We start from the raw sequence: 25,894 nt of genomic DNA, 5'->3' as shown, positions 1-25,894 counted from the left end.
AACCGGCGCAAAGCGGAGCGACAGAGGAGATCTGCCGCCCGCCCCTTCTGGAGCACTGAAAATGACGCGGCCCCAACGCCTTGGCGATGTCTCGTTCTGGTACAGCGATATCGGCGGCCTGCCGGAACGGCGTCCGCCGCTCGCCGGCCATGCTTCGGCCGATATCTGCATCGTCGGTGCGGGCTATACTGGGCTCTGGACAGCCTATTATCTCAAGAAGGCTGACCCGTCCCTCGACATCCTGATCGTCGAGAAGGAATTCGCGGGCTTTGGCGCTTCGGGCCGCAATGGCGGCTGGCTGACCGGCGGCTTTGCGTGGACCCACGAAAAATACCGCTCCACCGGTACCGACGAGGGCATCCGCGCCATGGTGCAGGCGATGAACGGCACCGTGGACGAAGTGATCCGCGTGGCCGAGGCTGAAGGCATCGACGCCGACATCCTGCGCACCGATGAGCTGATGGTCGCAACGAACCCCGCCCAGCTCGAACGCATGCAGGAAGAAGTCGCGCATCGACTGAGCTGGGGCGAAGGCGCCGACCGTGTCTTCGCCATTTCCGCCGAAGAGGCACACGCGAGGGTGAACATCCCCAACACCCTCGGCGCCATGATCATCACCGGCGTCGCCCGCATTCAGCCCGCGAAACTCGTGCGCGGCCTGGCCGCAGCCGTGGAACGGCTCGGCGTCACCATCGCCGAAGGCACAGAGGTTCTCGACATTCAGCCCGGGCGCATTGTCACCGACAGGGGCACGATCCGCGCCGGAAAGGTCCTCCGCGCCACCGAGGGCTTTACCGCCGCCCTGAAAAACAACAGGCGGGACTGGCTCCCCCTCAACTCCGCGCAGATCGTCACCGAACCCCTGCCCGATGCCGTCTGGAACGAAATCGGCTGGCAGAACCACGAGATCCTCGGCGATACCGCCAATGTCTATTGCTACTGCCAGCGCACGCGCGAGGGCCGCATCGCCGTCGGCGGGCGCGGCACGCCCTATCGCTTCGGCTCCGGCATCGACGCGTCGGGCATCCCCGACACCGCCACCGTCGACCGCCTGATCGCGGTTCTGCGCCGCCACTTCCCCGCCGCCGCCGAGGCACGGGTCGACCACGCGTGGTGCGGCGTTCTCGGCGTCCCGCGCGACTGGTGCGCCACTGTGGGATACGACCCGAAATCCGGCCTCGGCTGGGCCGGCGGCTATGTCGGCGTCGGCGTCTCCACCTCGAACCTAGCAGGCCGCACGCTCGCCGACCTCGCCCTCGACCGCGCCACCGAGCTCACCGGACTGCCCTGGGTCAACCGCCGCGTCCGCCGGTGGGAGCCGGAACCGCTGCGCTGGCTCGGCATCAACGCCATGTACCGCCTGTTCGACGCCGCCGACCGGCACGAGGCGGCGGGCGGCGGCGTGTCCCCCCTCGCCAGGATCGGTGCGGCGCTCACTGGCCGGTGAGGTGTTAACGAAGCATTTGCCGGATCGGCGCAAACTTCCGGGATGGAAGCGTCCCTTCGATCCGTCCTCTATGCGATTCTGGCCGTGGCCTGCCTGTGCGCCGCGACCCTGCCTGCGCAGGCCCAGCGCCGCTGCGGCCTGACGCCAGAGCTTGACGCCCTGGTGGCGGAACTGAAGCTGCAAAGCTTCAACGGCCCGGAATTCGTTGCCTCCCGCTCCGGCAGACTGCGCGGGCTGGTGGACAGCACCGTCAAGACCGGTGTCGCCGACCGGCTGAGGGCCATCGGTTTCGAGAATCTCGGCGTCGCCGTCTTCCGGCTAATGAACGAAGCCGCGAATATTTCGGACGCCCGCCGCATCCCCGACGCAGGCGTCCTGCGCGCGCGTATCCAGTCGGTGGAGCAGCTGCGCGACCAGGCCTGCAGCACGCCGCGCAGCACCGACGTGGAAACCCCCAGCCTGCGCGACCTCAGCAACGACCGCCACAGCACGCCCTGGGCCACCCCGTCGCGTCTGTTATGGCTATGGGGTCTGGCGGGCGCGATCACCATCGCGCTCTACACTGTGCGCTGGTCCTACCGGTGGGGCTATGCGCTGGTCCACAAACGCATGGCCTGCCTGATCGCGGCGCATCTGCAGATCGGCGACGTCATCATCCACGGCGACATCACCACGCTGGGCCGCCGCGGCTGCAAGTTCCGCCCGCAGGAGGACATCGGCCTGAAAACGATAAGGGAGCTTGCGGAAACCGCCGACGCAACGGTTCTGGTCGGGCCGAACCGATACCCGTCCTATATCCACGGTATTTACGACGATTTCGGCTCGTTCTTCTTTCTCGAAGCGATCAGCCCCGCGGTGCAGCACCGCCTGCTCACCCGCTCGCGCACCGCCCCGTACTATGTGAAGAAGGACACGCGAAAGCCGAACGTCAGACGCCGCCGAACCGCCGCCAGCGCCTAGAAGGGCAGCTTCATGTCGGCCGGCAGGCCCAGTTCCTCGGTGATCTTGCGCATCTGCTCCTGGCCCAGCTCGGCGCCCTTCACCTGCGCATCCTTCACCGCGGCGACGATCAGATCCTCGGCGACTTCCTTGTCCTCGGCGCTGAAGATCGACGGGTCGATGTCCAGAGCGGTCAGTTCCCCCTTCGCGGTGGCGGTCGCCTTGACCAGCCCGGCCCCGGATTCGCCGGTCACCGTCATGGTCTCCAGCGCCTCCTGCATCTCGGCCATCTTGGCCTGCATCTCCTTGGCCTTCTTCATCATCCCGGCCATGTCGCCAAGATTGCCCAGTCCTTTGAACATCACACTACTCCTCGGGGGAAATCCGTCTCTCAATATGGGGCCGGGCGCGGCGGGACAAGGGACCTCAGTCCTCCTCGAACGGGTCCCATTCATCCTCGACCTCTGGCAGCGCCTCGGCCTCGGCTTCCTGCGCCAGCGCCTCGGGCGTCCGGATCTCTGTGATCTTCGCCCCCGGGAACGCATCGAACACCGCCGCGACAAGCGGATGTTTCTTCGCCTCGGTCTCCAGCGCCATCCGCTCGGCGTCGCGGACCTCGGCGATGGTCTGTCCGCCGCCCTCGCCCACCACGCTCACCGCCCAGCGCACCCCGGTCCAGCCCTGCAGCCGCCCGGCCAGGCGCGACGCCAGATCGCGCGGCGCGTCGTCGGTCGGTTCGAACTCGATCCGCCCCGGCTGATACCGCGCCAGCCGCAAAGTCGTCTCGACTTCGACCAGCAGTTTCACGTCCCGGTTCGCGCGGATCAGTTCGATCACCTGATCGAACCGCGCATAACGCGCCAGCGCCTGTTCCGGGTCGACCGACAGTGCCGTCGCCGTTCCCGCCGCGCCGCCGCTTGCCTGCATCCGCACCTGCGCCTGCTGCACCGCCTGCGTTCCGGCGCTGCCGCCGCCCGGTCCGCCCTGCGGCGCCGGGGCAGGCGCGGTCGGTGGCGCGTCCTGCAGCTTGCGGATCAGATCCTCCGGTGGCGGCAGATCGGCGACATGGGTCAGCCGGATCACCGCCATCTCGGCCGCCATCATCCCGTTCGGCGCCTGCGCCACCTCGTCCAGCGCCTTCAGCAGCATCTGCCACATCCGCGTCAGCACCCGCATCGGCAGCCGTTCGGCCATGCCCATGCCACGCGCGCGCTCGTCGGGGCTGACGGTCGGGTCCTCCGCCGCCTCGGGCGTAATCTTGATAACGCTGACCCAGTGGGTGATCTCGGCCAGATCGCGTAGTACGGCCAGCGGATCGGCCCCGTCCGCATATTGCGCCGACAGCTCGGTCAGCGCGCCGGCCGCATCCCCGGCCATGATCATGTCGAACAGGTCCAGCACCCGGCCCCGGTCGGCGAGCCCAAGCATCGCCCGCACCTGCTCGGCAGTCGTCTCCCCGGCGCCGTGCGACAACGCCTGATCCAGCAGAGAGGTCGCGTCCCGCGCCGACCCTTCCGCAGCCCGCGTGATCAGCGCAAGGGCCTCGTCGGAAATCTCGCCGCCCTCGGCAGAGGCAATCTTGCGCAGCAGATCGATCATCACCTCCGGCTCGATCCGCCGCAGGTCGAACCGCTGGCACCGCGACAGCACCGTCACAGGCACCTTGCGGATTTCGGTAGTGGCAAAGATGAACTTCACATGCGCCGGCGGTTCTTCCAGCGTCTTCAACAGCGCGTTGAACGCGCTGGTCGACAGCATGTGAACCTCGTCGATGATGTAGATCTTGTAGCGGGCAGAAGCCGCCCGGTAATGCACCGAGTCGATGATCTCGCGGATATCGTTGACCGAAGTGTTCGACGCCGCGTCCATCTCCATCACGTCGACATGGCGGCCTTCCATGATTGCCTTGCAGTGCTCGCAGACGCCGCAGGGCTCGGTCGTCGGCCCGCCCTTGCCGTCCGGCCCGATGCAGTTCATTCCCTTGGCGATGATCCGGGCCGTCGTCGTCTTCCCGGTCCCCCGGATGCCGGTCATGATGAAGGCCTGCGCGATCCGGTCCGCCTTGAACGCGTTCTTCAGCGTCCGCACCATCGCGTCCTGTCCGACAAGATCGGCAAAGGTTTCCGGCCGGTATTTCCGGGCCAGCACCTGGTAGGCGGGGGATTTCTCGTCGGTCATCGGCGGCTCGGCGGAATCGGGCATGCGGCGAGACTAGAGCAACCTGCCACCGGCCCCAAGTGCGGGAATGATCCGCGAACAAGATCCGGGCGACGAGCCAGCAACCTTGTGCAACCGGCCCGACCCGATTACGCTGGGACATGCCGGTCAGAGGCGGCATCCGGGTCCGCGGAAAGCTTCACAGCACCTCTCAGAACGAAGTGACCATATCTTCGGTTGAACTCGTGCCCGACAGGCGGACCACCGGGCGGATTGAGGGAAACCGATGACCATATCCACCGACAGTCTCCGCCGCGCCGCCAAGCAGCTCCGCAAGGCGTTCCTTTCCGGCGATCCTGATGCGCAGGCGCGCGTCGACGCCGTCCTGCCCGGCGCCGACACTTTGAAACATGCCGACGCCCTGCACGTGATCGCGCGCGAGAACGGCCACACCAGCTGGCCACGTCTGAAATTCGCCGCCGACAGCGCCGCAATGGACCGCGCCGCCAAGGCGCAGCGGCTGGCATCCGCGCTCTACTTCGGCCAGCACTGGGTCACCGATGCCCTGCTGACCGAAACCCCGGATCTCGGGCGCGAGGATTTCGGGCTGGCCTGCGCCACCTACGACATCGACCACGTCCGCAAGGTGCTCGCCGAGGACCCTGACGCCGTGAACCGCCCCCTCGGCGCTCGGGGCCGCCGCCCCATCCTGCACCTCGCCTTCTCGCAGCACATCCACGGCGGCGGCAACGAAGCCAACATGCTCGCCGTGGCCGACGCCCTCCTCGCCGCGGGCGCCGATCCCAACGACAGCTATCCGTTCGACGGCGACGAGAACACGCCCCTCTCCGCCCTCTACGGCGCCCTCGGCCATGCCAACAACGTCCCCCTCGCCGAATGGCTCCTCGACCACGGCGCCGACCCGAACGACAACGAGTCGCTCTACCACTCCACCGAACTCGGCCATCACGACGGCCTGAAACTCCTGCTGAAGCACGGCGCGCGGCCCGAAGGCACCAACGCCCTGCCCCGTGCGCTCGATTTCAACGATCATCAGGCGGTGCAACTCCTGCTCGACGCCGGGGCCGACCCGAACGAGGGCATCGCCCCGCACCCCTCCGGCGAGCCGTCCTTCGTGATCCCCACCCTGCACCAGGCGGCCCGCCGCATGTGCGACGCCCGGATGATCCGCCTGCTGCTCGACGCCGGCGCCGATCCGTCCACGCGGTATCACGGCACCACACCCTACGGCCTCGCCCGCGTCTACGGCAACGTGGACGCCGCCCGCCTCATCGCCGAGGCCGGCGGCGACACCACCCTGACGCCCGAGGAACAGCGTCTCGCCGAAGCTGCGGACGGCACCCTGCCCGACGGCGCCCGCCTGAACCCCGAAACCCTGCGCCACGGCTACCGCGTCCTACCCCGGGAACTGCTGCATCTCCCCGGCAAGCTCCCGCACGTCAAACGCCTGATCGCCCTCGGCCTCGAATCCGACCGGCCCGACCCGATGGGCCTTCCCCCGGTGCAGATCGCCGGGTGGGAGGGCCTGCCAGAAGCAATGGAGTTCTTCCTGTCCCTCGGCCCCGACCTGACCCGCGTCAACCACTACGGCGGCGACCTCCTCTCAACCATCCTCCACGGCTCGGAAAACTGCCCCGCCCGCGCGGAACGGGATCACATTGCCTGCGCCCGCCTCGCCCTCGAATCGGGCGTACCGCTGCCGCAAAGGCTTATCGACAATGCCGGAGAGCCGGAAATGGCCGGTTTTCTGGCGGATTGGGCGGAAAATCACCCCGAACAGGTGACCGGTACCGGCCCGGGCTGACCCATTCGAGAATCCTCTTGGTCCGCGGCCAACTAAGCGTATGTTCAAGGAGTCGCCGAAAAGCTGCTTCGGCGACTCCTCTTATCGGAGTGTCGTGAATGACCGTCTCCACTGCGCATCGGCGCATGGTCCCGCTCCTGCTCTTCGCCTGGGCGATTGCCTACCTTGGGTCGTTCCTCGCCTTCTACGTGACACCCGAGAACGACTTCGGTTTCACGGCGGGCTGGAACCGCATCGGCGTCTTCGTCGTCTGGCAGTTCGTGGCAACCGTGATGGCGGCCCTGACCGCCGTCTTTTCAAGGTCCCTGCCCCGCCGCGATCCGATGCGGAACCTGGCACTGCTGCCGATCGGCGTGCTCGGCCTCTCGGCCGCATCCCTCGCGACCCTGTTCATCTGGGTCAGCCTGTCGCAGCCCGCGGCGGGGCCGGCGCCGGATCTGACCCCGGCGCCCGTCGCTTCGACGCAATCCGCGGTGGGCTAGTCCCAGCCCCCCTTATCGTACCGCTTCTCCCGCTGGATCCTGGCGATGTGCTTCCCGAAGGCGCGGCTGCGCGACCGCTTCTCGGCGATGGTCTCGGTGCTGCGGGCATCCTCGCGCTGCAGCTTGCGCCAGCGCTGAACCCGCTCCGGCTCCAGATCGCCCGCGTCGATCGCCGCCTGCACCGCGCATCCCGGCTCGCCCTCATGCGCGCAATCGGAAAACCTGCAATCCGACGCCAGCTCTTCCAGATCCGCGAACACCGCCGCAATCCCGTCCGAGGCGCCGGTCAGCCCCAGCTCCCGCATCCCCGGCGTGTCGATCAGCCAGCCGCCGCCCGCCACCGGACGCAGCGCCCGCGCCGTCGTGGTATGCCGCCCCTTGGCGTCGTCCTCGCGGATACCCTGCACCGCCTCCGCGCCGCCGGTCAGTGCATTCGTCAGGGTGGTCTTCCCCACCCCCGACGATCCGACCAGCGCCAGCGTCTGCCCGCCCCGGCACCACGGCGCCAGCGCCTCCGCCACCGCCTCCGGATCGCGCGCGTCCAGCACCACCGTCGCCACCAGCGGCGACAGCCGCTCCGCCGCCCGCGCGAACCCCGCGGCATCCTCCGCCAGATCCGCCTTGGTCAGCACCACCAGCGGCAGGCACCCGCCTGAAGCCGCCAGCGCCAGGTACCGCTCCAGCCGCGCCGCGTTGAAATCGGCGTTGCACGAGGTGACGATCCCCAGCGTATCCACATTCGCCGCGATCAGCTGCCGCTCGGCGCGCGGCCCTGCCGCCCGCCGCTGCAGCAGGGTCCGCCGCTCCAGCACCCGCAGCACGCGCGCGCCATCGCTCAGCACCCAGTCACCGCAGGCGATCTCGCCGGCGGACAGATGCCCGCCGGTCATCAGCACCGTCTCGCCCGCAGGCGAAAGCGCCGTCACCCTGTCGCGTGCAACGGACACGATGCGGCAGGGCGCAGCCTCGGCATCCTCGCCGTCGAGCTGCGCCAGATAGAAGTTGGACCAGCCCAGGCCGGCCAATGAAATGTCAGTCAATGGAAGAATTCCTTCGAACGGAAAAAGCCTCGCGGACGGATATCCGCGACCTCAGAGGCAGCTTGAACTGCCCTTGGCTTATTGGGCCACAATCTCCATGCGTACGCCCTCCGTTCTAGGGTGAGAGGCTGGACAACGACCCAAGCGGGGCTCGTTACGGCTGCTTCCTTCCGGACCTGACCGGGTTGGCGAGGCGCTCGCCCGCGCCAACCTCTCGACCAGTGGATTTAGTGCGTCTTGGCGCCGGGTGCAACCATATTGCCCCGAAACGACAGACAGGTCGCATCCCGGCAAGACCCGCCGCATGCGGCGCGGCAGCCTGTCCTGCAAAACGGACGGAGGACCAGCCATGCCGCAATCGGCCAGCATCGCGCCTGACGGGCTGCATCTTGCGCGCACCGGAGCCGCCGACGCGGTCTATCCGCTGATCTGGCTGCGCCACAACTGCCCCACCGCCTTCCACCCCGAGACTGAGGAACGCATCCTCGACCTGCGCGACCTGCCGGAGAACCCGGTGCTCGCCTGCGCCGAGCTCATCGGCGACCGCCTGTCGCTAAACTGGGCCGACGGTCACAGCAGCGCCTTCGAACTCGACTGGCTTCTGTCCCACGTCCCAGGAGAGGCGGTGCCGGACCCGGCCCGTGTCGAGCGCGTTTTCTGGCGCGGCGATCTGGGCGCCGACGGCATCCGGCGCTACACGGCGGAAGACATCCTCGCCAGCGATCAGGCGCTCGTTGCCTGGATGAAGGATACCGCCAGCTACGGTCTGACCATCGTCGAGGGCGTCGCGGACCGTGTCGAGGCCGGCCCGGAGATCGCCCGCCGCGTCGGTTTCCTGCGCGAAACCAATTTCGGCACCACCTTCGCGGTCCGGACGATCCCGAATCCCAACAACCTCGCCTACACGGCAGAGGCGCTGCCGCTCCATACCGACCTGCCGAACCAGGAACTGCCGCCGGGCTACCAGTTCCTGCACTGCCTCGCGAACGAGGCGGTGGGCGGCGGATCCATCTTCGTCGACGGTTTCGCGGTCGCCGCGGATGTCGAGGCCGAAGCGCCCGAGGACTACGCCCTTCTCAGCCGCACGCCGGTGCCGTTCCGCTTCCACGACAGCACGGCGGATATCCGCAGTCACCGCCCGGTGATTGACCTGTTTCCCGACGGCCGGCTCCGGGAGATCACCCATAGCGGGCACCTCGTCGACGTCTTCGACATGGCGCCCGAGGCGATGACCGCCTTCTACCCGGCTTTCCGTCGCTGGCTCGCCCGGCTCGACGATCCGGCTTACGGCGTCACGCTGAAGCTGAAAGGCGGCGAGATGGTCGTCTTCGACAACCGCCGCACCCTGCACGGACGGACCCGCTTCGACCCGAACACCGGCTTCCGCCACCTTCACGGCTTCTATGTCGACCGCCAGGAATTCGACAGCCGCCTCCGCGTCCTTTCCCGTGGCAACGGGCCAGCCGCTTCTTCTGGCTGAAAATATCCCGGGGGAATCGCGAAGCGACGGGGGCAGAGCCCCCTACAGCACGAAGTGCCAGAAAGCGTGCGCCGCAGGCGCTCAATGGAAAGCGGCCCGCCCCAAGGGGAGCGGGCCGCCAGAGATCAGAGCTGGATGCGGTAACGCGCGAAGCCGTCCGGCCCCTCGCCCGCTTCCTCGATGGTCACGCCCTTCACATCGGCGATGTAGCCAGACGCTGCCGGTCCGGTGTCGAACAGCACCGTGGCGCCATCCAGCGGCGCGAAGGTCCAGTTCGCATCGGCAGACGGGTTGATGGTCCCCTGCTCGACGATGTAGCGCACGATCACGTCGCGGTTGGTGTCCGGCCCCTCGAAGATGATCGTCGAGCCGTCCGCGCCGGGAAAGCTGCCGCCGCCGCCGGCGCGGTAGTTGTTGGTGGCGATCACGAACTCCTGCGCCGGATCCACCGGCGCCCCGTCGTATTCCAGGTTCACGATCCGGTTCGCATCCGGGTATTCCAGCTCGCCTTTCGGGCCGTATTTCGACGGCTGCGACAGGTCGATCTGATAGGTCACCCCGTCGATCACGTCGAAGTTGTAGCTCGGAAAATCCGGGTTCAGCAGAACCGCGTCCGCCGCGGCCGGCTCGACCTGGTTGAACATCCCGGCCGACCGCTCCAGCCAGTCCTTTAGCTCCTGCCCCGTCACCTTCACCGCGCGGATGGTGTTCGGATACAGGTACAGGTCCGCCACGTTCTTGATCGCGACATCCCCCGCCGGCACGTCCGTGTAATACTCCGGCCCGCCCCGGCCCCCGGCCTTGAACGGCGCCGCGGCAGAGACCAGCGGCAGCCCCTCGTACTCGGTGCCCTTCAGCATCTCGGCGATGTACCAGGTCTGCGCGTTCGACACGATCTGCACCGACGGATCGTCCGCCACCAGGGCGAAATACGAATGCAGCGGCGCCGACGTCTTCCCGACCGCGCGCCGCACATAGGCCAGCGTCGCGTCGTGATCCGCCTGAACCGCGTCCAGCACGCCCTGATGACTCTCCACCAGCGGCGTGATCGACCGGTCCTCGTTCCGCTGTGAGATCGGCCGCGTCGAGGTCTCGAAGCCCATCACCTTCCACTCGTTGCCGTCGATCTCCAGCATCAGGTCGATCAGTCCGAGGTGAGAACCCCAGAAACCGCCCATCGTCGCCGGCTTGCCGTGCAGCGTACCCTGCTCGATGTCCACCGCCGCGAAATCCGCATAGGTATCCGACGGGAACACCAGGTGGCTGTGCCCGGTCATCACCGCGTCGATCCCGTCGACCGCCGCCAGTGGGACAGAGGCGTTCTCCATCCCGTCCACGTGATCCGCACCGCCGATCCCCGAATGCGACAGCGCGATGATGATATCCGCGCCCGCCTCGCGCATTTCCGGCACCCAGGCTTCCGCCGTGGCGACGATGTCCCGCGCCTCGACATTGCCCTCCAGATGCTTGCGGTCCCAGTTCATCACCTGCGGCGGCGTGAACCCGATGATCCCGACCTTGATCGGATGCTCGCCCCCGGCGCCATCGGTCAGGGTCTTCTCGAGGATCACGTAAGGCTTGAACAGCGTCACGTCGTCCCGCGGCCCGCCGCCCATTTCCTTCGAGATGTTCGACAGCACGACCGGGAAATTCGCCCCCGCCATCGACTTCATCAGGAAATCGAGCCCGTAGTTGAACTCGTGGTTCCCGATCGTCGCGGCGTCGTAGTTCAGCACGTTCATCCCGGCGATGATCGGGTGCAGGTCACCCTCCTTCATGCCGCGCTCATAGGCGACGTAATCGCCCATCGGGTTGCCCTGGATCAGGTCGCCGTTGTCCACCAGCATCGAGTTGGTGGCCTCCGCCCGGATCTCGTCGACGATAGAGGCGGTGCGCGCCAGGCCAACCGTGTCGACCGGTTTGTCGGAATAGTAGTCATAGGGGAAGACGTGGACGTGCAGGTCCGTCGTCTCCATCAGACGCAGGTGGACCTGGTTGGCGGCAGCCCGGGCCGAAAACGGGTGGAGAGCGATCAAAGATGCTCCGGCTGCAGTGCCGGCAAGAAATGCGCGGCGGTTTACTCGTACGTGTCTATCTTTAGTCATTCTGATTCTCCCTGACTACTCGGGCCGAGGCTATAGCGGCGGCATGTGACACCAAAGCGATAGCCTGGGGTTGCGCATTCGCGTGTTGTCCCACGCGCCGGAAATCGGCGCATGCGCGAATTGCACCGGCCGCGAACCCGTGCCAATGAGAGGCAGGGTAACGGAGGCGCGGCACTTGCGCATAGCGGAAACGGTGACTTTCGGCGGCTCGGCGCTGAATCGCGCAGCCGAATTAAGAGGCAATGCCAAGGCAGTGGCCGAACTGCGCGCCGATCCGGCAGCCCGCACAATTCCGCTCTGGCGCGGAAAGCCGCTGTTTGCCGACGAAACGCTGGAACAGCCGGGCTGGATCGCCACCGACCACAAGATCCTGTCGGCAGATCCCGTCCTGCTCGGCCTTGACGAGGGCTGGCCCCGCTTTGCCTGCGACATCTCCGCGTGGGAGCCGGAAGAGACCTCGGAAACCGTCGGCGCCTTCACCGATCCATCGCAACAGCGGCACCCAGATTTGCCCGGCAGCTATGTCTTCGCGGAACTGCGTGGCGCGATGAGCCGGCTGACCCCGCGCGAGGCGGAACTTCTCGCCACCGCCAAGGCGCTTACCGGCTGGCACGCGACGCACGGGCGCTGCGCCGTCTGCGGCGCGCCAACCGACATCGCCATGTCGGGATGGCAGCGCGACTGCCCTGCCTGCGGCGCACACCACTTCCCGCGCACCGATCCGGTTGTGATCATGCTGATCACGCACGGCAATTCGCTGCTGATGGGACGCAGCCCGCACTGGCCCGAGGGGATGTATTCCCTGCTGGCCGGATTCGTGGAACCGGGCGAGACCATCGAGGCCGCCGTCCGCCGCGAGGTTTTTGAGGAAGCCGGCATCCGTGTCGGGCCGGTGGAATATCTCTCGTCACAGCCCTGGCCGTTCCCCTCATCGCTGATGTTCGGTTGCCGGGGCGAGGCGCTGACCCGCGAGATCACCATCGACCCCGTCGAGATCGAGGATGCCGTCTGGGTCACCCGCGAAGAGATGATGGAGGTGTTTGCGGGCAACAGCACAGCGATGAAACCCGCCCGCCGCGGGGCTATCGCCCAATTCCTGATTTGGAACTGGCTGGCCGACCGTCTAGACTGATCCGGGGCGCATAAGGCACGGACAGCAGACATGAAATTCTCCACCCGAGAGGATATCGAGGCATCGATCGATCGTGTCTGGGCGGCCGTTTCCGACTTCGACAGCTTCGAAAGGCAGGCGCTGCGCCGCGGGGCAGAGGTGACCCGGACCGATGGGCAGGGTGCGCCCGGTATCGGGTCCGAATGGGAGGTGACATTCACCTTTCGCGGCAGGCCACGCGAGATCGAGGCGAAGATCGCCGAATTCGACCGCCCCAACACGCTCTCGATAGACAGTCATTCCGGCGGTCTCGACGGACAACTCCGCGCCGAACTTCTCGCGCTGTCCCCCCGGCGAACCCGGCTGATGGTTTCGCTTGATCTGCGCCCGCGCAATCTGGCCGCGCGTCTGATGATCCAGTCGATGAAGCTCGCGAAATCCAAAATCAGCAAACGTTTCGCGAACCGGATCTACGATTTCGCGAAGCATATCGAAGACAAACATGGAAGCGGACGAAAAGCGCAGCATATTGGCTGACAGTCCGAAATTCATCGCGGGACACTCGCCCTGCTGTTCCTTTCTCGCCATTTCAAGCTTGCCGCCGCGCTGGCCTGCCTCGCGGGGCTGATCTTCCGCTACTGGCAATGGGTGCCGCTGGGATCGGTCCATCTGCCCATGCGCGACTGGATGATAACCCAATATGTCGTGAACTATTTCGAGCATGGCTTCGTCCGGCGCGGACTGGTCGGGACACTGTTCCATCCCTTCGTGATGCTTGCGGAAGACCCGGCGCTGACCGCCGCCATCGCCTCGTGGATCGTGTTTTTCGCGACCTCCGCCGCCGCTCTGGTTCTGGCGGACCGCGCTCTGCCGCATGCGGAGGCGGAAACACCTGACCTCCGCCACGGTTTGCGCACCGCGCTGGCTGTTGGTTGCCTCGGGGCGGTGCAGGTCGGCTACGATCAGGGCCGTTTCGACCTGCTGAACATGCTGCTTCTCGCTGCCGCTCTGGCGCTGGTCCTTCGGGATCGCCCGCTACTGGCGGGCGCGGCGCTCACTATCGGCGTCCTCGTCCATTCCGCCATCCTGTTCTATGGCCTGCCTCTGGCAATTGTTGCTCAGTTCCTGCGGTCCGGGAAACGCTGGCAAAGCCTGTTGCCGCTGCTCCTGCTGCCGGCCATCGTTGTCGTCGCGATCTTCCTTTTCGCCGAGTCGGAAAGAGCTGCAGGCATCACCGTAGGCAACGGCACGAATGCATGGGACCGCGAGGTGCTGTTCTTTGATTTCGCGCTGTCGTGGTACGTGACGGCCCTTCTCGTCGCCTTCTACCTGGCGGTCTTTGCGCTTTTTCTCTGGTTCTACCGGGCCAACCGCCGGCGCCCGGACCTGCTGTTTCTGGCAGTGCTGGCGCCGCTCGGGCTGAACCTGTTCGGCGACGACTATGGCCGGTGGCTGGTCTTCACCTTCTATGCCGCCGCGATGGTGATCTGGTTGCAGACCAGCAGGTTCGGTTTCCGCCTGCCGGTGCTGGACCGGTCCGGCTGGTGGATCTGTCTATTGCTCTGCCTGCCGATCGGCCCTGTCGGGGTGAATTACATCTTCCCTTGGTGGTTCTGAATCGGGCCGATGACCGAACCTGTCCTCAAACGGACGTTTGCGCTAACATGCCTGAAATCAATGACTTGAAAGGCGTCCCCATGGGGACGCCCCAAAATCAGCTCCGCGGCAGGTCCGCCGGATAGGTCCCCAGAATCTTCAGGTAGGAGGTGAAATAGTCCAGCTCCTCCAGCGCCCGAGCCACCGCCGGATCATCCGGATGGCCCTGAATATCGGCATAGAACTGGGTCGCCGTGAACGACCCGTCCACCATGTAGCTCTCCAGCTTGGTCATGTTCACGCCATTCGTCGCGAACCCCCCCATCGCCTTGTACAGGGCCGCCGGAATGTTCCGCACCCGGAAGACGAAGGTGGTGATCATCTCGTCGCTCCGCCGCGCCGCATCCTCCTCCCGTGCCATGATCAGGAACCGGGTCGTATTATGCGCATGGTCCTCGATATGCCGCGCCAGAATGTCCAAGCCGTAGATATCGGCCGACAGATCCGACGCCAGAACACCCTGGTCGGTATAGCCCGCCTCCGACAGTTCCGCCGCCGCCCCCGCGCTATCCGCCGCCGCCTCGCCCTTGATTCCATGCTCCGCCAGGAACGCCGCGCATTGCGGCAGCAGCACCAGATGCGCCCGCACCTTGCGGATGTCGCCGATCTTCACCCCCGGCAACGCCATCAGGCTGATGTGAACCCGCACGAAAGCCTCGTCGACGATATGCAGCCCCGACTCCGGCAGAAGGCGGTGAATGTCCGCCACCCGCCCATAGGTCGAGTTTTCCACCGGCAGCATCGCCAGGTCCGCCTGACGCGACCGCACCGCTTCGATCACGTCCTCGAACGTCCCGCAGGGCAGCGCCTCCATTTCGGGCCGTGCTTCGCGGCAGGCCTGGTGAGAATACGCGCCTGGCTCCCCCTGAAAGGCGATACATCCGCTCATCTGTCTGTCTTTCCGTCAAAAAGCCCTGTTGGGCGATTGGTCGCGCCTCATATACCTTGAACCGGGGGGACGGAAGCGGGTAGATAGCGCCGGAATCTGGACGGAACGGGACGCGACATGTTCGACACTATGACGATGACCAAGATCGTGGGCGGCTTTTGCGGCATGTTCTTGATCTTCCTGCTGGGGAACTGGGTAGCCGAAAGCCTGTACCATGTCGGCGAGTCCGGCCACGGCGAGGAACATCACCAGGCCTATACAATCGACACCGGCGAAAGCGAGGGCGGGGACGATTCCGAACCGGAACCCGAAATCGATTTCAGCGAGGTCTACGCCGCCGCCGATCCGGCCGCAGGCGAAAAGGAATTCCGCGCCTGCCAGTCCTGCCACAAGGTTGACGGCAGCAATGGCACGGGCCCGCACCTGGACGGCGTCGTAGGCCGCGCGATCGACTCCGTTCCCGACTTTAATTACTCCGGCGCGCTTGAGCAGGTGGGCGACACTTGGACGCCCGAGAACCTGAACCACTTCCTGACCGATCCGAAGGCAGCCGCGCCGGGCACCAAGATGTCCTTCAAGGGCATTTCCGACGTCGAGGACCGCGCCAACCTGATCGCCTGGCTCGACTCGCTGGGCAACTGATCCTGTCGGCCAACCCATTGTCTCAGGGCCGCCTCGTTTCGGGGCGGCCTTTTTGTGTCACGGGCAGTTAACATGCGGATCACAGGCGTTTGACGGGTTGCAACTTGCTATTAGGATATTTTTCCTAAAATTCGCGCAAGACGCGTATCCTTGCGATACCCCGTAACGAGCAGCCCGAAGGAGCCGTTCATGTCCGTCCGCCCCATTCCCCTTATCCCGCGTCTTCTGATGCTGCCCGTGCTGTCCCTTGGGACGGCCACGATCGCAACAGCGCAGGAAGAGGATGTGATCGTCACCCATGCGATCACCAATTTCGGCGAACCGAAATACGGGCCGGAGTTCGAGCATCTCGACTATGTGAATCCTGACGCACCGAAAGGCGGGGAGTTCAGCACATGGGCACAGGGCGGCTTCGACAGCTTCAACAACTACACCCGCAAAGGCGTCGCCGCCGACGGCATGAGCCTGATGTACGAAAGCATCCTCGTGGGCACGGCGGATGACGTCTACACCGCCTACTGTTACCTCTGCACCACGATGGAGTATCCGGAAAGCCGCGACTGGGTGATCTTCAACCTGCGCGACGACGTGACCTTCTCGGACGGTTCGCCGATGACGGCCGAGGATGTGGCCTTTACCCACCAGTTGTTCCTGGAACAGGGCATCGCGGAATACCGCAATATCTTCAACGCCTACTACGAGAACGTCGAGGTCCTTGATCCGCAACGTGTGAAATTCACCTTCACCGACGAGGCGCCGCGCCGCGAGGCGATCCAGTTCGCTGGCAGCGGCAGCGTCGTCTTCTCCAAGAAATGGTTCGAAGAAACCGGTGCGCGGATCGACGAATCCACGCTCGAGCCGTTCATGAGCACCGGGCCCTACATCGTGGAGAGTTTCGATCCCGGCCGGCAGGTGATCTATGGCCGAAACCCGAACTACTGGGGTGCCGATAACCCATTCAACATCGGCCAGTACAACTTCGACACCGTCCGCTACGAGTACTTCGCCGACAGTTCCGCCGCGCTCGAGGCATTCAAGGCAGGCGAATACGGCTACCGCACAGAGAACAACTCGAAGGACTGGGCCACTGCCTATGATTTCGAGGCCCTCGACAAAGGCTGGGCCATCAAGGCTGAACTGCCTGACGGTAACATCGGATCCGCGCAATCCTGGGTGTTCAACCTGCGCGACGAGAAATGGCAGGACCCGCGCGTACGCGAAGCCGTGCGGCTGATGTTCAATTTCGAATGGTCGAATGAAAAACTGTTCTACAACCTGTACGAACGAGTGAACTCGTTCTGGGAAAACTCCGACCTCGAAGCGACGGGCACTCCTTCCGAAGGGGAACTGGCCCTGCTGCAGCCGCTGGTGGACGAGGGCCTGCTACCCGAGTCGATCCTGACCGACGAAGTTGTGATGGCGCCAGAGAACGAAGCTACGGAAAATCTGCCCTCCCGGCGCGCGCGACGCCAGGCGCTCAACCTGCTTGAAGAAGCCGGCTGGATTGCCGGCTCCGACGGGATGCGCGAGAAGGACGGCAAGGATCTGTCGCTGGTGATCCTCAACTACAGCCCGGCCTTCGACCGCATCATCAACCCATTCATCGACAATCTCCGGTCCATCGGCATCGATGCCAAGCTGGAGCGGGTGGACATCTCGCAATATGTCGACCGCCGCCGTGACGGCGACTATGACCTCGTGTCGCATACCTTCGACATGGGGTTCGAACCCGGCGCGGGGCTGAAGCAGTGGTACGCCTCGGAAACCGCGGGCGACAGCTCACGCAACCTGATGGGCCTGCAGGACCCGGCTGTCGACCGCCTGCTGCCGGCCGTCATCGACGCCGAGACGCTGGAAGAACTGACCACGGCGACCCACGCGCTTGACCGCGTTCTGCGTTCGATCGGGTTCTGGGTGCCACAGTGGTTCAAGGACAGCTACACGGTGGCTTATTACAACATGTACCGCCATCCCGACTCTCTGCCGCCCTATTCGCTCGGAACCCTGAGCTTCTGGTGGTACGACGAGGACGCTGCCAAAGAGCTGCGCGCCGCCGGCGCGATCAACTGAGCGAACGGAGCCCCGCCCCTTGGGAGCCTATATCCTTCGACGTTTCCTGCTCGTGATCCCCACGCTTTTGGGGATCATGATCGTCAACTTCACCCTGACCCAGTTCGTCCCCGGTGGCCCGATCGAACAGATCATCGCCAACCTCGAGGGCGAAGGGAACGTGTTTGAATCCATCGCCGGCGGCGGCAGCGAAGCGGCGCAGAACAGTGCGACCAGCGGCAGCGCGGGCGACCGGTACCTCGGCTCTCGCGGCCTGCCGCCGGATTTCATCGAAGAGCTGGAAAAGGAATTCGGCTTTGACAAGCCGCCGCTCGAACGGTTCCTGACGATGATGTGGAACTACCTGCATTTCGACTTCGGAGAGAGCTATTTCCGGTCGATCTCGGTGGTGGACTTGATCATCGAGAAGATGCCGGTCTCGATCTCTCTGGGCCTCTGGTCGACGCTGATCGCCTACCTGATCTCGATCCCGCTGGGCATACGCAAGGCCGTCAAGGACGGCACCAGCTTCGACACCTGGACGTCCAGCGCGATCATCGTGGGCTATGCGATCCCTGGCTTCCTGTTCGCGATCCTGCTGCTGGTCCTGTTTGCCGGCGGCTCATACTGGAAGATCTTCCCGCTGCGGGGCCTGACCTCCGACAACTGGGAAGAACTGTCGCTGATTGGCAAGATCCTCGACTACATGTGGCACATCACCCTGCCTGTCGTCGCCTCGCTGATCTCCAGCTTCGCCACCCTTACGCTGCTGACGAAGAACAGCTTCCTCGACGAGGTCAAGAAGCAGTATGTCGTCACCGCGCGGGCAAAAGGCCTGTCCGAGCGTCGGGTCCTTTATGGTCACGTCTTCCGCAATGCGATGCTGATCGTGATCGCCGGATTCCCGGCGGTGTTCATCGGCGTGTTCTTCTCCGGCTCGATCATCATCGAGACGATCTTCTCTCTCGATGGGCTCGGCCGCCTTGGCTTCGAGGCTGCCGTCGCCCGCGATTACCCGGTGATCTTCGGCACGCTCTTTGTATTCGGGCTGATGTCTCTGGTTATCGGGATCATCTCGGACCTTATGTATGTCTTCGTGGATCCGCGTATCGATTTCGAAAAAAGGGAGGGCTGAGATGGCGATGCCAGACGATCAGTACCGTCCCAAGCCAACCTCGCCGGACGAGCCAAGGCCGGAACCGCAGCCGGAGCCGACCCCCGGCGATCCAGGCGCACCTCCGCCGCCGGTTCAGCGCAAACGGATGTGGCTGTCGCCGCTGAACCAGCGCCGCTGGCGCAACTTCAAACGCAACCGCCGCGCCCTGTGGTCCCTGATCATCTTCGGGATCCTGTTCGGCCTGACGCTGTTTGCCGAGTTCATCGCCAACGACAAGCCGATCCTCGTCAGCTATCGCGGCCAGCTTCACATGCCGATCTTCCGGTTCTACCCGGAAACCGCCTTTGGCGGCGATTTCCGGACAGAGGCGGTCTATTCCGATATCGAGGTGCAGTGCCTGATCATCTCCGGCGGGCTCGACACCTGCTTCGACGATCCGGAAGGTATCATCGAGCAGGCACAGACCGGAGTGGTGGACGGAGAGGAGATCGAGCGTGGCTGGCTGGTCTGGCCCCCAATTCCGTTCTCTTACAATACGATCAACGACATCGACGGCACCGCTCCTTCGCCGCCCGACAGCGTGCATTGGCTTGGCACCGACGATACTGCGCGCGACGTTCTGGCGCGGGTGATCTACGGCTTCCGCCTGTCGATCCTGTTCACAATCATCGTAACCTCTATAGCCAGCGTGATCGGTATCATCGCAGGGGCGGTGCAGGGCTTCTTCGGGGGCTGGCTGGACCTTGTGTTCCAGCGACTGATCGAGATCTGGGTCAGTACACCGTCGCTTTACATCATCATCATCATGTTCGCGATCCTGGGCCGAAGTTTCTGGCTGCTGGTCTTCCTGACGGCGCTGTTCGGCTGGCCCGCCCTGGTCGGCGTGGTCCGCGCGGAGTTCCTGCGTGCGCGGAACTTCGAATACGTGCGGGCCGCCCGCGCGCTTGGCGTCGGGAACTGGACCATCATGTTCCGCCACATGCTGCCAAACGCGATGGTGGCGACGCTGACCATGCTGCCCTTCATCATCACCGGCACCATCGGCACGCTGGCCTCGCTGGACTTTCTGGGTTTCGGTTTGCCGTCCTCCGCCCCGTCGCTGGGTGAACTGACGCTTCAGGCGAAGCAGAACCTTCAGGCGCCCTGGCTGGGCTTCACCGCCTTCTTCACCTTCGCGATCATGCTGTCGCTGCTGGTGTTCATCTTTGAAGGCGTCCGGGATGCCTTCGACCCGAGGAAGACCTTCACATGACCCGCATGCTCGACGTGAAGAACCTGACTATCGCCTTCCGGCAGGACGGCAACAACGTACAGGCCGTGCGTGGTGTCTCCTTCCATGTGGACAAGGGCGAAACGGTCGCGCTGGTGGGCGAATCCGGTTCCGGCAAGTCGGTGACGGCCCTGTCGACGGTTTCGCTTCTGCCGGACAGCTCTGATGTCACCGGTTCCGTCAGCTACAAGGGCGAACAGATGGTCGGCGCCTCCGACGCGCATCTGCGCAAGGTGCGTGGCAACGATATCAGCTTCATCTTCCAGGAGCCGATGACCTCGCTGAACCCGCTCCACACGCTGGAAAAGCAGTTGCGGGAGTCGATTGAACTGCATCAAGGCCTCGAAGGCACCGCCGTCCGCGCCAAGATCATCGAGCTGCTGGACAAGGTCGGCATCCGTGACCCCGAAAGCCGTCTGGCCGATTATCCTCACCAGCTGTCCGGCGGGCAGCGGCAGCGGGTGATGATCGCCATGGCTCTCGCCAACGGTCCGGACCTGCTGATCGCGGACGAACCGACTACGGCGCTCGACGTCACGATCCAGGCACAGATCCTCGAGTTGCTGGCGGAACTGAAGGACGGGGAAGGCATGAGCCTTCTGTTCATCACCCATGACCTGACCATCGTGCGCCGCTTTGCTGACCGGGTCTGCGTGATGAAAGACGGCGAGATCGTCGAGCAGGGAGTGACGAAGGAAATCTTCGACAACCCGCAGCACGCGTACACGAAGATGCTGCTAAGCGCCGAGGCTGCGGGAAGGCCCAGCCCGGTCCCGGAAGGTGCGGAGACCATCGCCGAAACCGAGCATCTGCGCATCTGGTTCCCGATCCAGCGCGGGCTTCTGCGCCGCGTCGTCGGCCATGTGAAGGCGGTCAACGACGCCACACTGACCGTGCGGGCAGGCGAAACCGTGGGCATTGTCGGCGAAAGCGGCTCGGGCAAGACCACGCTGGCGATGGCGATCATGCGGCTGATTTCCAGTGATGGACCGATCCGCTTCATGGGCAAGGGCATCCACGAGATGAGCGGCACCGCAATGCGGCCCTTGCGCAGCGACATGCAGATCGTGTTCCAGGATCCCTATGGTTCACTCAGCCCGCGCATGACCGTGGAACAGATCATCGCAGAAGGCCTGAAGATCCACCGCGTCGGCGACGGCCGGCCGGAACGCCAACTGGTCTCCGAAATCATGACCGAGGTAGGGCTGGAACCGTCCATGATGGACCGGTATCCCCACGAATTCTCCGGCGGCCAGCGCCAGCGGATCGCTATCGCCCGGGCCATGGTTTTGCGGCCCAGGCTGGTAGTTCTGGACGAACCCACTTCTGCTTTGGACATGACCGTGCAGGTCCAGATCGTCGCTCTGCTGCGGCGACTGCAGGAAAAGTACGGGTTGGCCTACCTCTTCATCTCGCACGACCTGAAAGTGGTACGGGCGCTGTCCCACAAGGTCATGGTCATGAAACAGGGCGATGTTGTCGAAGCCGGAGACGCCGTCGAGATCTTCGAGAATCCGAAGACCGATTATACGAAACAGCTAATGGCGGCTGCTTTTGACCTGCACGCAGAAGGTGCTGTTGCTTGACGTATTCGTCCGATAGTTGAAATTTTCCACGCTATTTCGGGGTGCGATCAACATTCAACACTGGAATAATGCAAGCGGGGCGCAAACTGCGCCCCGAGCTGTTGTTCCACAAATCTGTCGTCTGGCCAGTTTACGATGCCGGCCCCAGCGTAGCGCACTCGATGTTGCGTGCCACCAGACGGCGGCAGGCGAGAGCGGCGCCATCCTGCGTCATTCCGACGAAATTCGCGTCGAAGCCCTGGGAACTGCGCTTCACCTTGCGCAGCGCCTCGTCCAGCGTGCCCAGTTCGGTCAGCGCGGTCTGCAGCAGAACACGCTCCGCCTGGAACTCGGTGGGATAGCGTCCGACATTGATTCCCCAATGGCGGTCACCGCTCGTCGACAGCCGTTCCACCACAACCGGCGCCTCGTCGGCATCGCCAGCCTCTTCTACATGTTCCATCAGCTCGTCCGGCCGCGGAACCGGCGCGAAGGCGACCTCGTTTTCGGTAACCTCCTCCACGACGTCACCTTCCGGGATCACATCGCTCGCGACATCGGCCATGGCAACCTCGACACCGGCATCGATACCCACGTTGGAGACCGGCTGAAAATCAGGTTTCATCGGCGGCGGCGCCAGCGCGGTTTCAGGTAGTGCCGGAGGTGTTTTGGCAACTGTGGCGGTAACTGCCGTGACTGTTTCCGCGATCGTCTCTGCCATCGCGACCAGCATTTCCTCCGGCGGCTCAACAGACGCCGGCCCGGGCCGAAGAACCGGGAACGGGCTCTTCGAAGGTGCCTTGATCAGTCGGATCGTCTTACCCGCACCACCTTCTTCCTCATACGCAGCGTATTCGCGAAAGGAAGAGTCATAGGCCGGCTTCGCCGGTTTGCGCAGGGCAACACGGGTCGGCGCACGCTTGAAACCAAGGTCGAGCAGCTTAGACACCTGCTCGTTCCGCTGCGCCGAAGACCGTCCGCCGAACATCGTCGCGATGATCCGTTCGCTGCCGCGCTCGGCCGAAGCGACGAGGTTGAAGCCCGCCGCGCGCGTATACCCGGTCTTGATCCCGTCGGCGCCTTTGTAGGAGCCAAGGAAGCGGCGGTTGGTGTTTGCCACTTCGCGCATTCCCGCGTCGGTCGTCATGCGCGAGAACAGGTTGTAGTATTCCGGATAGTCGAAGAACAGATGACGGCCCAGAAGCGTCATGTCCCGCGCGGTGGACAGGTGCCCTTCCTCGGTCAGCCCGTGTGCGTTCTTGAAGGTCGTCCGCGTCATGCCCAGCGCCTTGGCGGTACGGTTCATCCGGCGGGCAAAGGCCGCTTCCGATCCGGCAATCGCCTCGCCGATCGCGGTGGCGGCGTCGTTCGCCGACTTCACCGAGGCCGCGCGGACCAGGTAGCGCAGCTTGATCTTCTGTCCGGCCCGCAGGCCCAGTTTCGAAGGAGGCTCCGATGCCGCCTTGTTCGACACCGTGATGACGGTGTCCATCGTCAGCTCGCCATGCTCGACCGCCTGGAAGGCGAGGTAGAGCGTCATCATTTTGGTAAGAGAGGCCGGGTGCAGACGCGTATCCGCGTTCTCGGAATGCAGGACCTCGCCCGATCGCATGTCCATAACCAGCGCCGCATAAGGTGCCGCACCTGCTGGTCCCGACAGAACCAAAGCCACAGAAATGAAGAACAGGCCCAGGCGGACCCACTGCCATAGACGCACCATCACGTCCCTATCCCGTACTGCCTCGTTATACGCCGGATCTGACGTCCGGTCGATTTATTAACCAGAAGGTACCACGACAGCCATCACGAGAAAATACCGAAGTTTCAAAGGTTTTGAATTTCTTCTTAAAGGAGGTGTCAACATGTAGCGGATGCACAAATCCAACCACCAACATGTTTCTCTGTTGCGGAAATGCTACCTTCGAAATTTATTAAAATCCGCCCAGAAGTGACACCAGCCCACCCAATGTTTCGATCTCGCGAAACCGCTCGTGATCGTCAGGCGGTTCTTCGTGTTCCAGCGCCCAGGCCAGGTCGTGCGGCACGAAGACACCCCAGGCGCCAGCTTTGATCGCGGGGACCACATCGGACTTCATCGAGTTGCCCACCATCATCGCCCTCGCAGGCCCATCGCCATGCTCCGCGAAAATCCGGGCGTAGACATCCGGTGTCTTGTTCGAGACGATCTCGACCCCGTCGAACAACTCGCCCAGTCCCGATTGCGCCAGCTTGCGTTCCTGATCGATCAGATCGCCCTTGGTGATCAGCAGCACACGGAACCGGTCCGACGCCGCCTCGACCGCTTCCTTCGCGTGCGGCAGCAACTCGATGGGATGGCGCAGCATCTCCTGCCCCGCGGCGATGATCTCCGAAATCACCCGCGCCGGCACTTTCTCGTCCGTCACCTCAATGGCCGTCTCGATCATCGACAGCACGAAGCCTTTGATCCCGAACCCGTAATGCCCGACATTCCGCCGCTCGGCGGCCAGCAGCTTGGCATCCAGGTGCTCGGCATCCGCGAAATCGGCCAGCAACTCCGAGAATCGCTGCTGCGTCATTTTGAAGAACTGCTCGTTGTGCCAGAGCGTGTCGTCCGCGTCGAAGCCGATTGTGGTTAACGTTTCCGCCATTTCCGTACCTTACCGTCGCTTGCAGCCCAAAGCTGCGCCCGACCCCCTTTTCACGGGTCGGCGGGAACATATATAGTCGCTTCCAAGCAAACACAGACGGCCGATGGAGTGAACCCGCGTGACGCGTTCGCCATTCATCATGAGCAAGAACCAGAACGATGACGACGGTGACACCGGCGTCGTTGTTGAAACGCGTGCGAAAACGAAACGTCCGCCGCTCTACAAGGTTCTTCTGCTCAACGACGACTTCACTCCGATGGAGTTCGTCGTTCACGTTCTGGAACGCTTCTTCGGCATGAACCACGCGCAGGCTTTCGAGCTGATGCTGACGGTTCACAAGAAAGGCGTCGCCGTCGTCGGCGTCTTCAGCTTCGAGATTGCCGAAACCAAGGTCGGCCAGGTGATGGATTTTGCCCGCCGCCACCAGCACCCTTTGCAGTGCACAATGGAAAAGGAGTAGGGCACGGCCCGCTCCCATGTCTGGATCCCGTCTGACCACAGCGCTGCAGGGCGGCGTCTTCGCCATTCCGGACGACGGCCGCATCGCCGTGTTCCGGCCGCGTGCAGATATGGACCTGTCCGCCCTGCCGAAGGACCGCGTGCAGGTCATCCAGGGTTTCCGCCCAGATTACGACGTCTTCACTGCGCAGGGGTATGACACGCAGGTCGCGCCCACCGGCGAATTTGCCGCCGCACTGGTCTGCGTCCCACGGGCAAAGGCCGAGGCGCGCGCTCTGGTCGCCGAAGCGGCGGCGCTGACCGGCGGCATGGTCATTGTCGACGGGCAGAAGGTCGACGGTGTCGAAAGCCTGCTGAAGGAGTGCCGCAGGACCGGAGAAGTTGGCGAGGTACTCTCCAAGGCGCATGGCAAGCTGTTCCGTGCAACCGGAGACTACTCCGCATGGGCCGCCGATCCGAAGGGCACCGAAATCGCCGGCGGCTTCGTGACAGCGCCCGGAATCTTTTCGGCCGACGCGGTCGACGAGGGCTCCGCCGCCCTTGCCGCCGCCCTGCCCGAAAAGCTGCCAAAGCGCATTGCCGATCTCGGCGCCGGCTGGGGTTATCTGTCAGCCGAGTTGCAGAAACACGACGGTGTCGAGGAGCTTCACCTGATCGAGGCGGAGTATGCCGCGCTGGAATGCGCCCGCCGCAACGTCACCGACCCCCGCGCGCGGTTCCACTGGGCCGACGCGCTGCACTTCACGCCGGAAGAGCCGTTCGACGCCGTCGTGACCAATCCGCCTTTCCACCAGTCGCGCACGGCAGACCCGGCCCTTGGCCGTGGCTTCATCGCCGCAGCCGCCGCGATGCTGAAACCCTCCGGCCGTCTCTGGCTTGTGGCCAACCGCCATCTTCCATACGAGGCCGAAACCCGCGCCCGGTTCCGCGAAGTGCAGGAAATCCACAGCACCGGCCGCTTCAAGATACTCACCGCCGCAAAGCCCGTCGCGGCACGCGGTGTGACCCGTTAACCTGACCGAAGGAATCAG

22 protein-coding genes and 1 other RNA gene are annotated in these 25,894 nt (G+C 64.4%); 15 read left to right on the top strand and 8 right to left on the bottom strand.

Features of this window, described 5'->3' with window-relative positions; all coding sequences use genetic code 11:
• Positions 1–61 precede the first annotated feature (61 nt).
• Complete coding sequence (locus tag HCO70_RS20265) at positions 62–1,447, top strand: FAD-binding oxidoreductase (RefSeq protein WP_172299594.1); 1,386 nt, start codon at positions 62–64, stop codon at positions 1,445–1,447.
• A gap of 42 nt (positions 1,448–1,489) precedes the next feature.
• A complete protein-coding gene (locus tag HCO70_RS20260) occupies positions 1,490–2,407 on the top strand; it encodes a hypothetical protein (protein ID WP_172299592.1) in 918 nt (305 codons plus the stop codon).
• Here the strand turns inward: HCO70_RS20260 and HCO70_RS20255 are convergent.
• Complete coding sequence (locus HCO70_RS20255; RefSeq protein ID WP_172299590.1) at positions 2,404–2,748, bottom strand: YbaB/EbfC family nucleoid-associated protein; 345 nt, start codon at positions 2,746–2,748, stop codon at positions 2,404–2,406. The genes HCO70_RS20260 and HCO70_RS20255 overlap by 4 nt on opposite strands.
• Positions 2,749–2,812: 64 nt before the next feature.
• Positions 2,813–4,564 (bottom strand): DNA polymerase III subunit gamma/tau, encoded by a 1,752-nt coding sequence (locus HCO70_RS20250; RefSeq protein ID WP_172299588.1) that lies wholly within the window; start codon positions 4,562–4,564, stop codon positions 2,813–2,815.
• Between the two features lie 265 nt (positions 4,565–4,829).
• Between HCO70_RS20250 and HCO70_RS25060 the strand changes: the two genes are divergently transcribed.
• A complete protein-coding gene (locus HCO70_RS25060; protein WP_172299586.1) occupies positions 4,830–6,368 on the top strand; it encodes an ankyrin repeat domain-containing protein in 1,539 nt (512 codons plus the stop codon).
• Between the two features lie 98 nt (positions 6,369–6,466).
• Positions 6,467–6,850, top strand: a complete 384-nt coding sequence (locus tag HCO70_RS20240; RefSeq protein WP_172299584.1) for a hypothetical protein — start codon at positions 6,467–6,469, stop codon at positions 6,848–6,850.
• Here the strand turns inward: HCO70_RS20240 and rsgA are convergent.
• Entirely contained in the window at positions 6,847–7,890 is a 1,044-nt protein-coding gene (gene rsgA, locus HCO70_RS20235; RefSeq protein WP_172299582.1) for a ribosome small subunit-dependent GTPase A, read from the bottom strand. The genes HCO70_RS20240 and rsgA overlap by 4 nt on opposite strands.
• Before the next feature lie 118 nt (positions 7,891–8,008).
• Positions 8,009–8,107, bottom strand: an RNA gene (gene ffs / locus HCO70_RS20230) — signal recognition particle sRNA small type.
• Positions 8,108–8,239: 132 nt separating this feature from the next.
• Here ffs and HCO70_RS20225 point away from each other — a divergent pair.
• On the top strand, positions 8,240–9,370 hold the full coding sequence (locus tag HCO70_RS20225; protein ID WP_172299580.1) for a TauD/TfdA family dioxygenase: 1,131 nt from the start codon (positions 8,240–8,242) through the stop codon (positions 9,368–9,370).
• A 125-nt stretch (positions 9,371–9,495) separates the two neighbouring features.
• Here the strand turns inward: HCO70_RS20225 and HCO70_RS20220 are convergent, their stop codons facing one another.
• A complete protein-coding gene (locus HCO70_RS20220) occupies positions 9,496–11,475 on the bottom strand; it encodes a bifunctional 2',3'-cyclic-nucleotide 2'-phosphodiesterase/3'-nucleotidase (RefSeq protein ID WP_172299578.1) in 1,980 nt (659 codons plus the stop codon).
• A gap of 175 nt (positions 11,476–11,650) precedes the next feature.
• On the opposite strand from HCO70_RS20220, the gene nudC reads away from it, so the two are divergent.
• From nudC to HCO70_RS20205, 3 genes are all read left to right on the top strand, one after another.
• Entirely contained in the window at positions 11,651–12,607 is a 957-nt protein-coding gene (nudC, locus tag HCO70_RS20215; protein WP_172299576.1) for an NAD(+) diphosphatase, read from the top strand.
• A 30-nt stretch (positions 12,608–12,637) separates the two neighbouring features.
• A complete protein-coding gene (locus tag HCO70_RS20210) occupies positions 12,638–13,123 on the top strand; it encodes an SRPBCC family protein (protein ID WP_172299574.1) in 486 nt (161 codons plus the stop codon).
• Between the two features lie 138 nt (positions 13,124–13,261).
• Entirely contained in the window at positions 13,262–14,203 is a 942-nt protein-coding gene (locus tag HCO70_RS20205) for a hypothetical protein (RefSeq protein ID WP_172299572.1), read from the top strand.
• A 97-nt stretch (positions 14,204–14,300) separates the two neighbouring features.
• Here the strand turns inward: HCO70_RS20205 and HCO70_RS20200 are convergent, their stop codons facing one another.
• Positions 14,301–15,131 carry a prephenate dehydratase gene (locus HCO70_RS20200; RefSeq protein ID WP_172299570.1) on the bottom strand — a complete coding sequence of 277 codons (831 nt, stop codon included), beginning with the start codon at positions 15,129–15,131 and terminating at the stop codon, positions 14,301–14,303.
• 117 nt (positions 15,132–15,248) lie between these two features.
• On the opposite strand from HCO70_RS20200, the gene HCO70_RS20195 reads away from it, so the two are divergent.
• The 5 genes from HCO70_RS20195 (at position 15,249) to HCO70_RS20175 (ending at position 21,795) form a co-directional block, all read left to right on the top strand.
• A complete protein-coding gene (locus HCO70_RS20195; RefSeq protein ID WP_172299568.1) occupies positions 15,249–15,773 on the top strand; it encodes a cytochrome c family protein in 525 nt (174 codons plus the stop codon).
• 189 nt (positions 15,774–15,962) lie between these two features.
• The gene (locus HCO70_RS20190) at positions 15,963–17,843 is read left to right on the top strand and encodes an extracellular solute-binding protein (RefSeq protein WP_172299566.1); all 1,881 of its coding nucleotides are present in this window, start codon (positions 15,963–15,965) and stop codon (positions 17,841–17,843) included.
• 19 nt (positions 17,844–17,862) lie between these two features.
• A complete protein-coding gene (locus HCO70_RS20185; protein ID WP_172299564.1) occupies positions 17,863–18,957 on the top strand; it encodes a microcin C ABC transporter permease YejB in 1,095 nt (364 codons plus the stop codon).
• Between the two features lie 127 nt (positions 18,958–19,084).
• The gene (locus tag HCO70_RS20180) at positions 19,085–20,191 is read left to right on the top strand and encodes an ABC transporter permease (protein ID WP_172299698.1); all 1,107 of its coding nucleotides are present in this window, start codon (positions 19,085–19,087) and stop codon (positions 20,189–20,191) included.
• Positions 20,188–21,795, top strand: coding sequence for an ABC transporter ATP-binding protein (locus tag HCO70_RS20175; protein WP_172299562.1), 1,608 nt, complete (start codon positions 20,188–20,190; stop codon positions 21,793–21,795). Before HCO70_RS20180 ends, HCO70_RS20175 begins: the two co-directional genes overlap by 4 nt.
• A gap of 130 nt (positions 21,796–21,925) precedes the next feature.
• Here HCO70_RS20175 and HCO70_RS20170 read toward each other — a convergent pair whose 3' ends face one another.
• Together HCO70_RS20170 and HCO70_RS20165 are read right to left on the bottom strand one after the other, a co-directional pair.
• Positions 21,926–23,494: a serine hydrolase gene (locus tag HCO70_RS20170; RefSeq protein WP_172299696.1), complete on the bottom strand. Its 1,569-nt coding sequence runs from the start codon at positions 23,492–23,494 to the stop codon at positions 21,926–21,928.
• A 211-nt stretch (positions 23,495–23,705) separates the two neighbouring features.
• On the bottom strand, positions 23,706–24,404 hold the full coding sequence (locus tag HCO70_RS20165; protein ID WP_172299560.1) for an HAD family hydrolase: 699 nt from the start codon (positions 24,402–24,404) through the stop codon (positions 23,706–23,708).
• Between the two features lie 139 nt (positions 24,405–24,543).
• Here HCO70_RS20165 and clpS point away from each other — a divergent pair, with 139 nt between their 5' ends.
• Positions 24,544–24,864: an ATP-dependent Clp protease adapter ClpS gene (clpS, locus tag HCO70_RS20160; RefSeq protein WP_172299694.1), complete on the top strand. Its 321-nt coding sequence runs from the start codon at positions 24,544–24,546 to the stop codon at positions 24,862–24,864.
• A 16-nt stretch (positions 24,865–24,880) separates the two neighbouring features.
• Positions 24,881–25,876 carry a class I SAM-dependent methyltransferase gene (locus tag HCO70_RS20155; RefSeq protein WP_172299558.1) on the top strand — a complete coding sequence of 332 codons (996 nt, stop codon included), beginning with the start codon at positions 24,881–24,883 and terminating at the stop codon, positions 25,874–25,876.
• The last annotated feature ends 18 nt before the right edge of the window (positions 25,877–25,894 follow it).

Source organism: Pseudoruegeria sp. HB172150 (assembly GCF_013184805.1).
GTDB lineage: Bacteria > Pseudomonadota > Alphaproteobacteria > Rhodobacterales > Rhodobacteraceae > Psychromarinibacter.
The sequence above is the reverse complement of the archived record's forward strand: the minus strand, read 5'-3'. Positions and strand labels throughout refer to the sequence as shown.

Excerpts from the sequence above, each read along its gene's own strand:
- HCO70_RS20250 (WP_172299588.1), bottom strand. The coding sequence starts at position 4,564 with ATGACCGACGAGAAATCCCCCGCCTACCAGGTGCTGGCCCGGAAATAC.
- HCO70_RS20210 (WP_172299574.1), top strand. The coding sequence starts at position 12,638 with ATGAAATTCTCCACCCGAGAGGATATCGAGGCATCGATCGATCGTGTC.
- HCO70_RS20255 (WP_172299590.1), bottom strand. The coding sequence starts at position 2,748 with ATGTTCAAAGGACTGGGCAATCTTGGCGACATGGCCGGGATGATGAAG.
- HCO70_RS20175 (WP_172299562.1), top strand. The coding sequence starts at position 20,188 with ATGACCCGCATGCTCGACGTGAAGAACCTGACTATCGCCTTCCGGCAG.
- HCO70_RS20225 (WP_172299580.1), top strand. The coding sequence starts at position 8,240 with ATGCCGCAATCGGCCAGCATCGCGCCTGACGGGCTGCATCTTGCGCGC.
- HCO70_RS20170 (WP_172299696.1), bottom strand. The coding sequence starts at position 23,494 with ATGGTGCGTCTATGGCAGTGGGTCCGCCTGGGCCTGTTCTTCATTTCT.
- HCO70_RS20265 (WP_172299594.1), top strand. The coding sequence starts at position 62 with ATGACGCGGCCCCAACGCCTTGGCGATGTCTCGTTCTGGTACAGCGAT.
- HCO70_RS20155 (WP_172299558.1), top strand. The coding sequence starts at position 24,881 with ATGTCTGGATCCCGTCTGACCACAGCGCTGCAGGGCGGCGTCTTCGCC.
- HCO70_RS20190 (WP_172299566.1), top strand. The coding sequence starts at position 15,963 with ATGTCCGTCCGCCCCATTCCCCTTATCCCGCGTCTTCTGATGCTGCCC.
- HCO70_RS25060 (WP_172299586.1), top strand. The coding sequence starts at position 4,830 with ATGACCATATCCACCGACAGTCTCCGCCGCGCCGCCAAGCAGCTCCGC.
- HCO70_RS20165 (WP_172299560.1), bottom strand. The coding sequence starts at position 24,404 with ATGGCGGAAACGTTAACCACAATCGGCTTCGACGCGGACGACACGCTC.
- HCO70_RS20240 (WP_172299584.1), top strand. The coding sequence starts at position 6,467 with ATGACCGTCTCCACTGCGCATCGGCGCATGGTCCCGCTCCTGCTCTTC.
- HCO70_RS20205 (WP_172299572.1), top strand. The coding sequence starts at position 13,262 with ATGCGCGACTGGATGATAACCCAATATGTCGTGAACTATTTCGAGCAT.
- HCO70_RS20180 (WP_172299698.1), top strand. The coding sequence starts at position 19,085 with ATGTGGCTGTCGCCGCTGAACCAGCGCCGCTGGCGCAACTTCAAACGC.
- HCO70_RS20195 (WP_172299568.1), top strand. The coding sequence starts at position 15,249 with ATGTTCGACACTATGACGATGACCAAGATCGTGGGCGGCTTTTGCGGC.
- HCO70_RS20200 (WP_172299570.1), bottom strand. The coding sequence starts at position 15,131 with ATGAGCGGATGTATCGCCTTTCAGGGGGAGCCAGGCGCGTATTCTCAC.
- HCO70_RS20220 (WP_172299578.1), bottom strand. The coding sequence starts at position 11,475 with ATGACTAAAGATAGACACGTACGAGTAAACCGCCGCGCATTTCTTGCC.
- clpS (WP_172299694.1), top strand. The coding sequence starts at position 24,544 with ATGAGCAAGAACCAGAACGATGACGACGGTGACACCGGCGTCGTTGTT.
- HCO70_RS20260 (WP_172299592.1), top strand. The coding sequence starts at position 1,490 with ATGGAAGCGTCCCTTCGATCCGTCCTCTATGCGATTCTGGCCGTGGCC.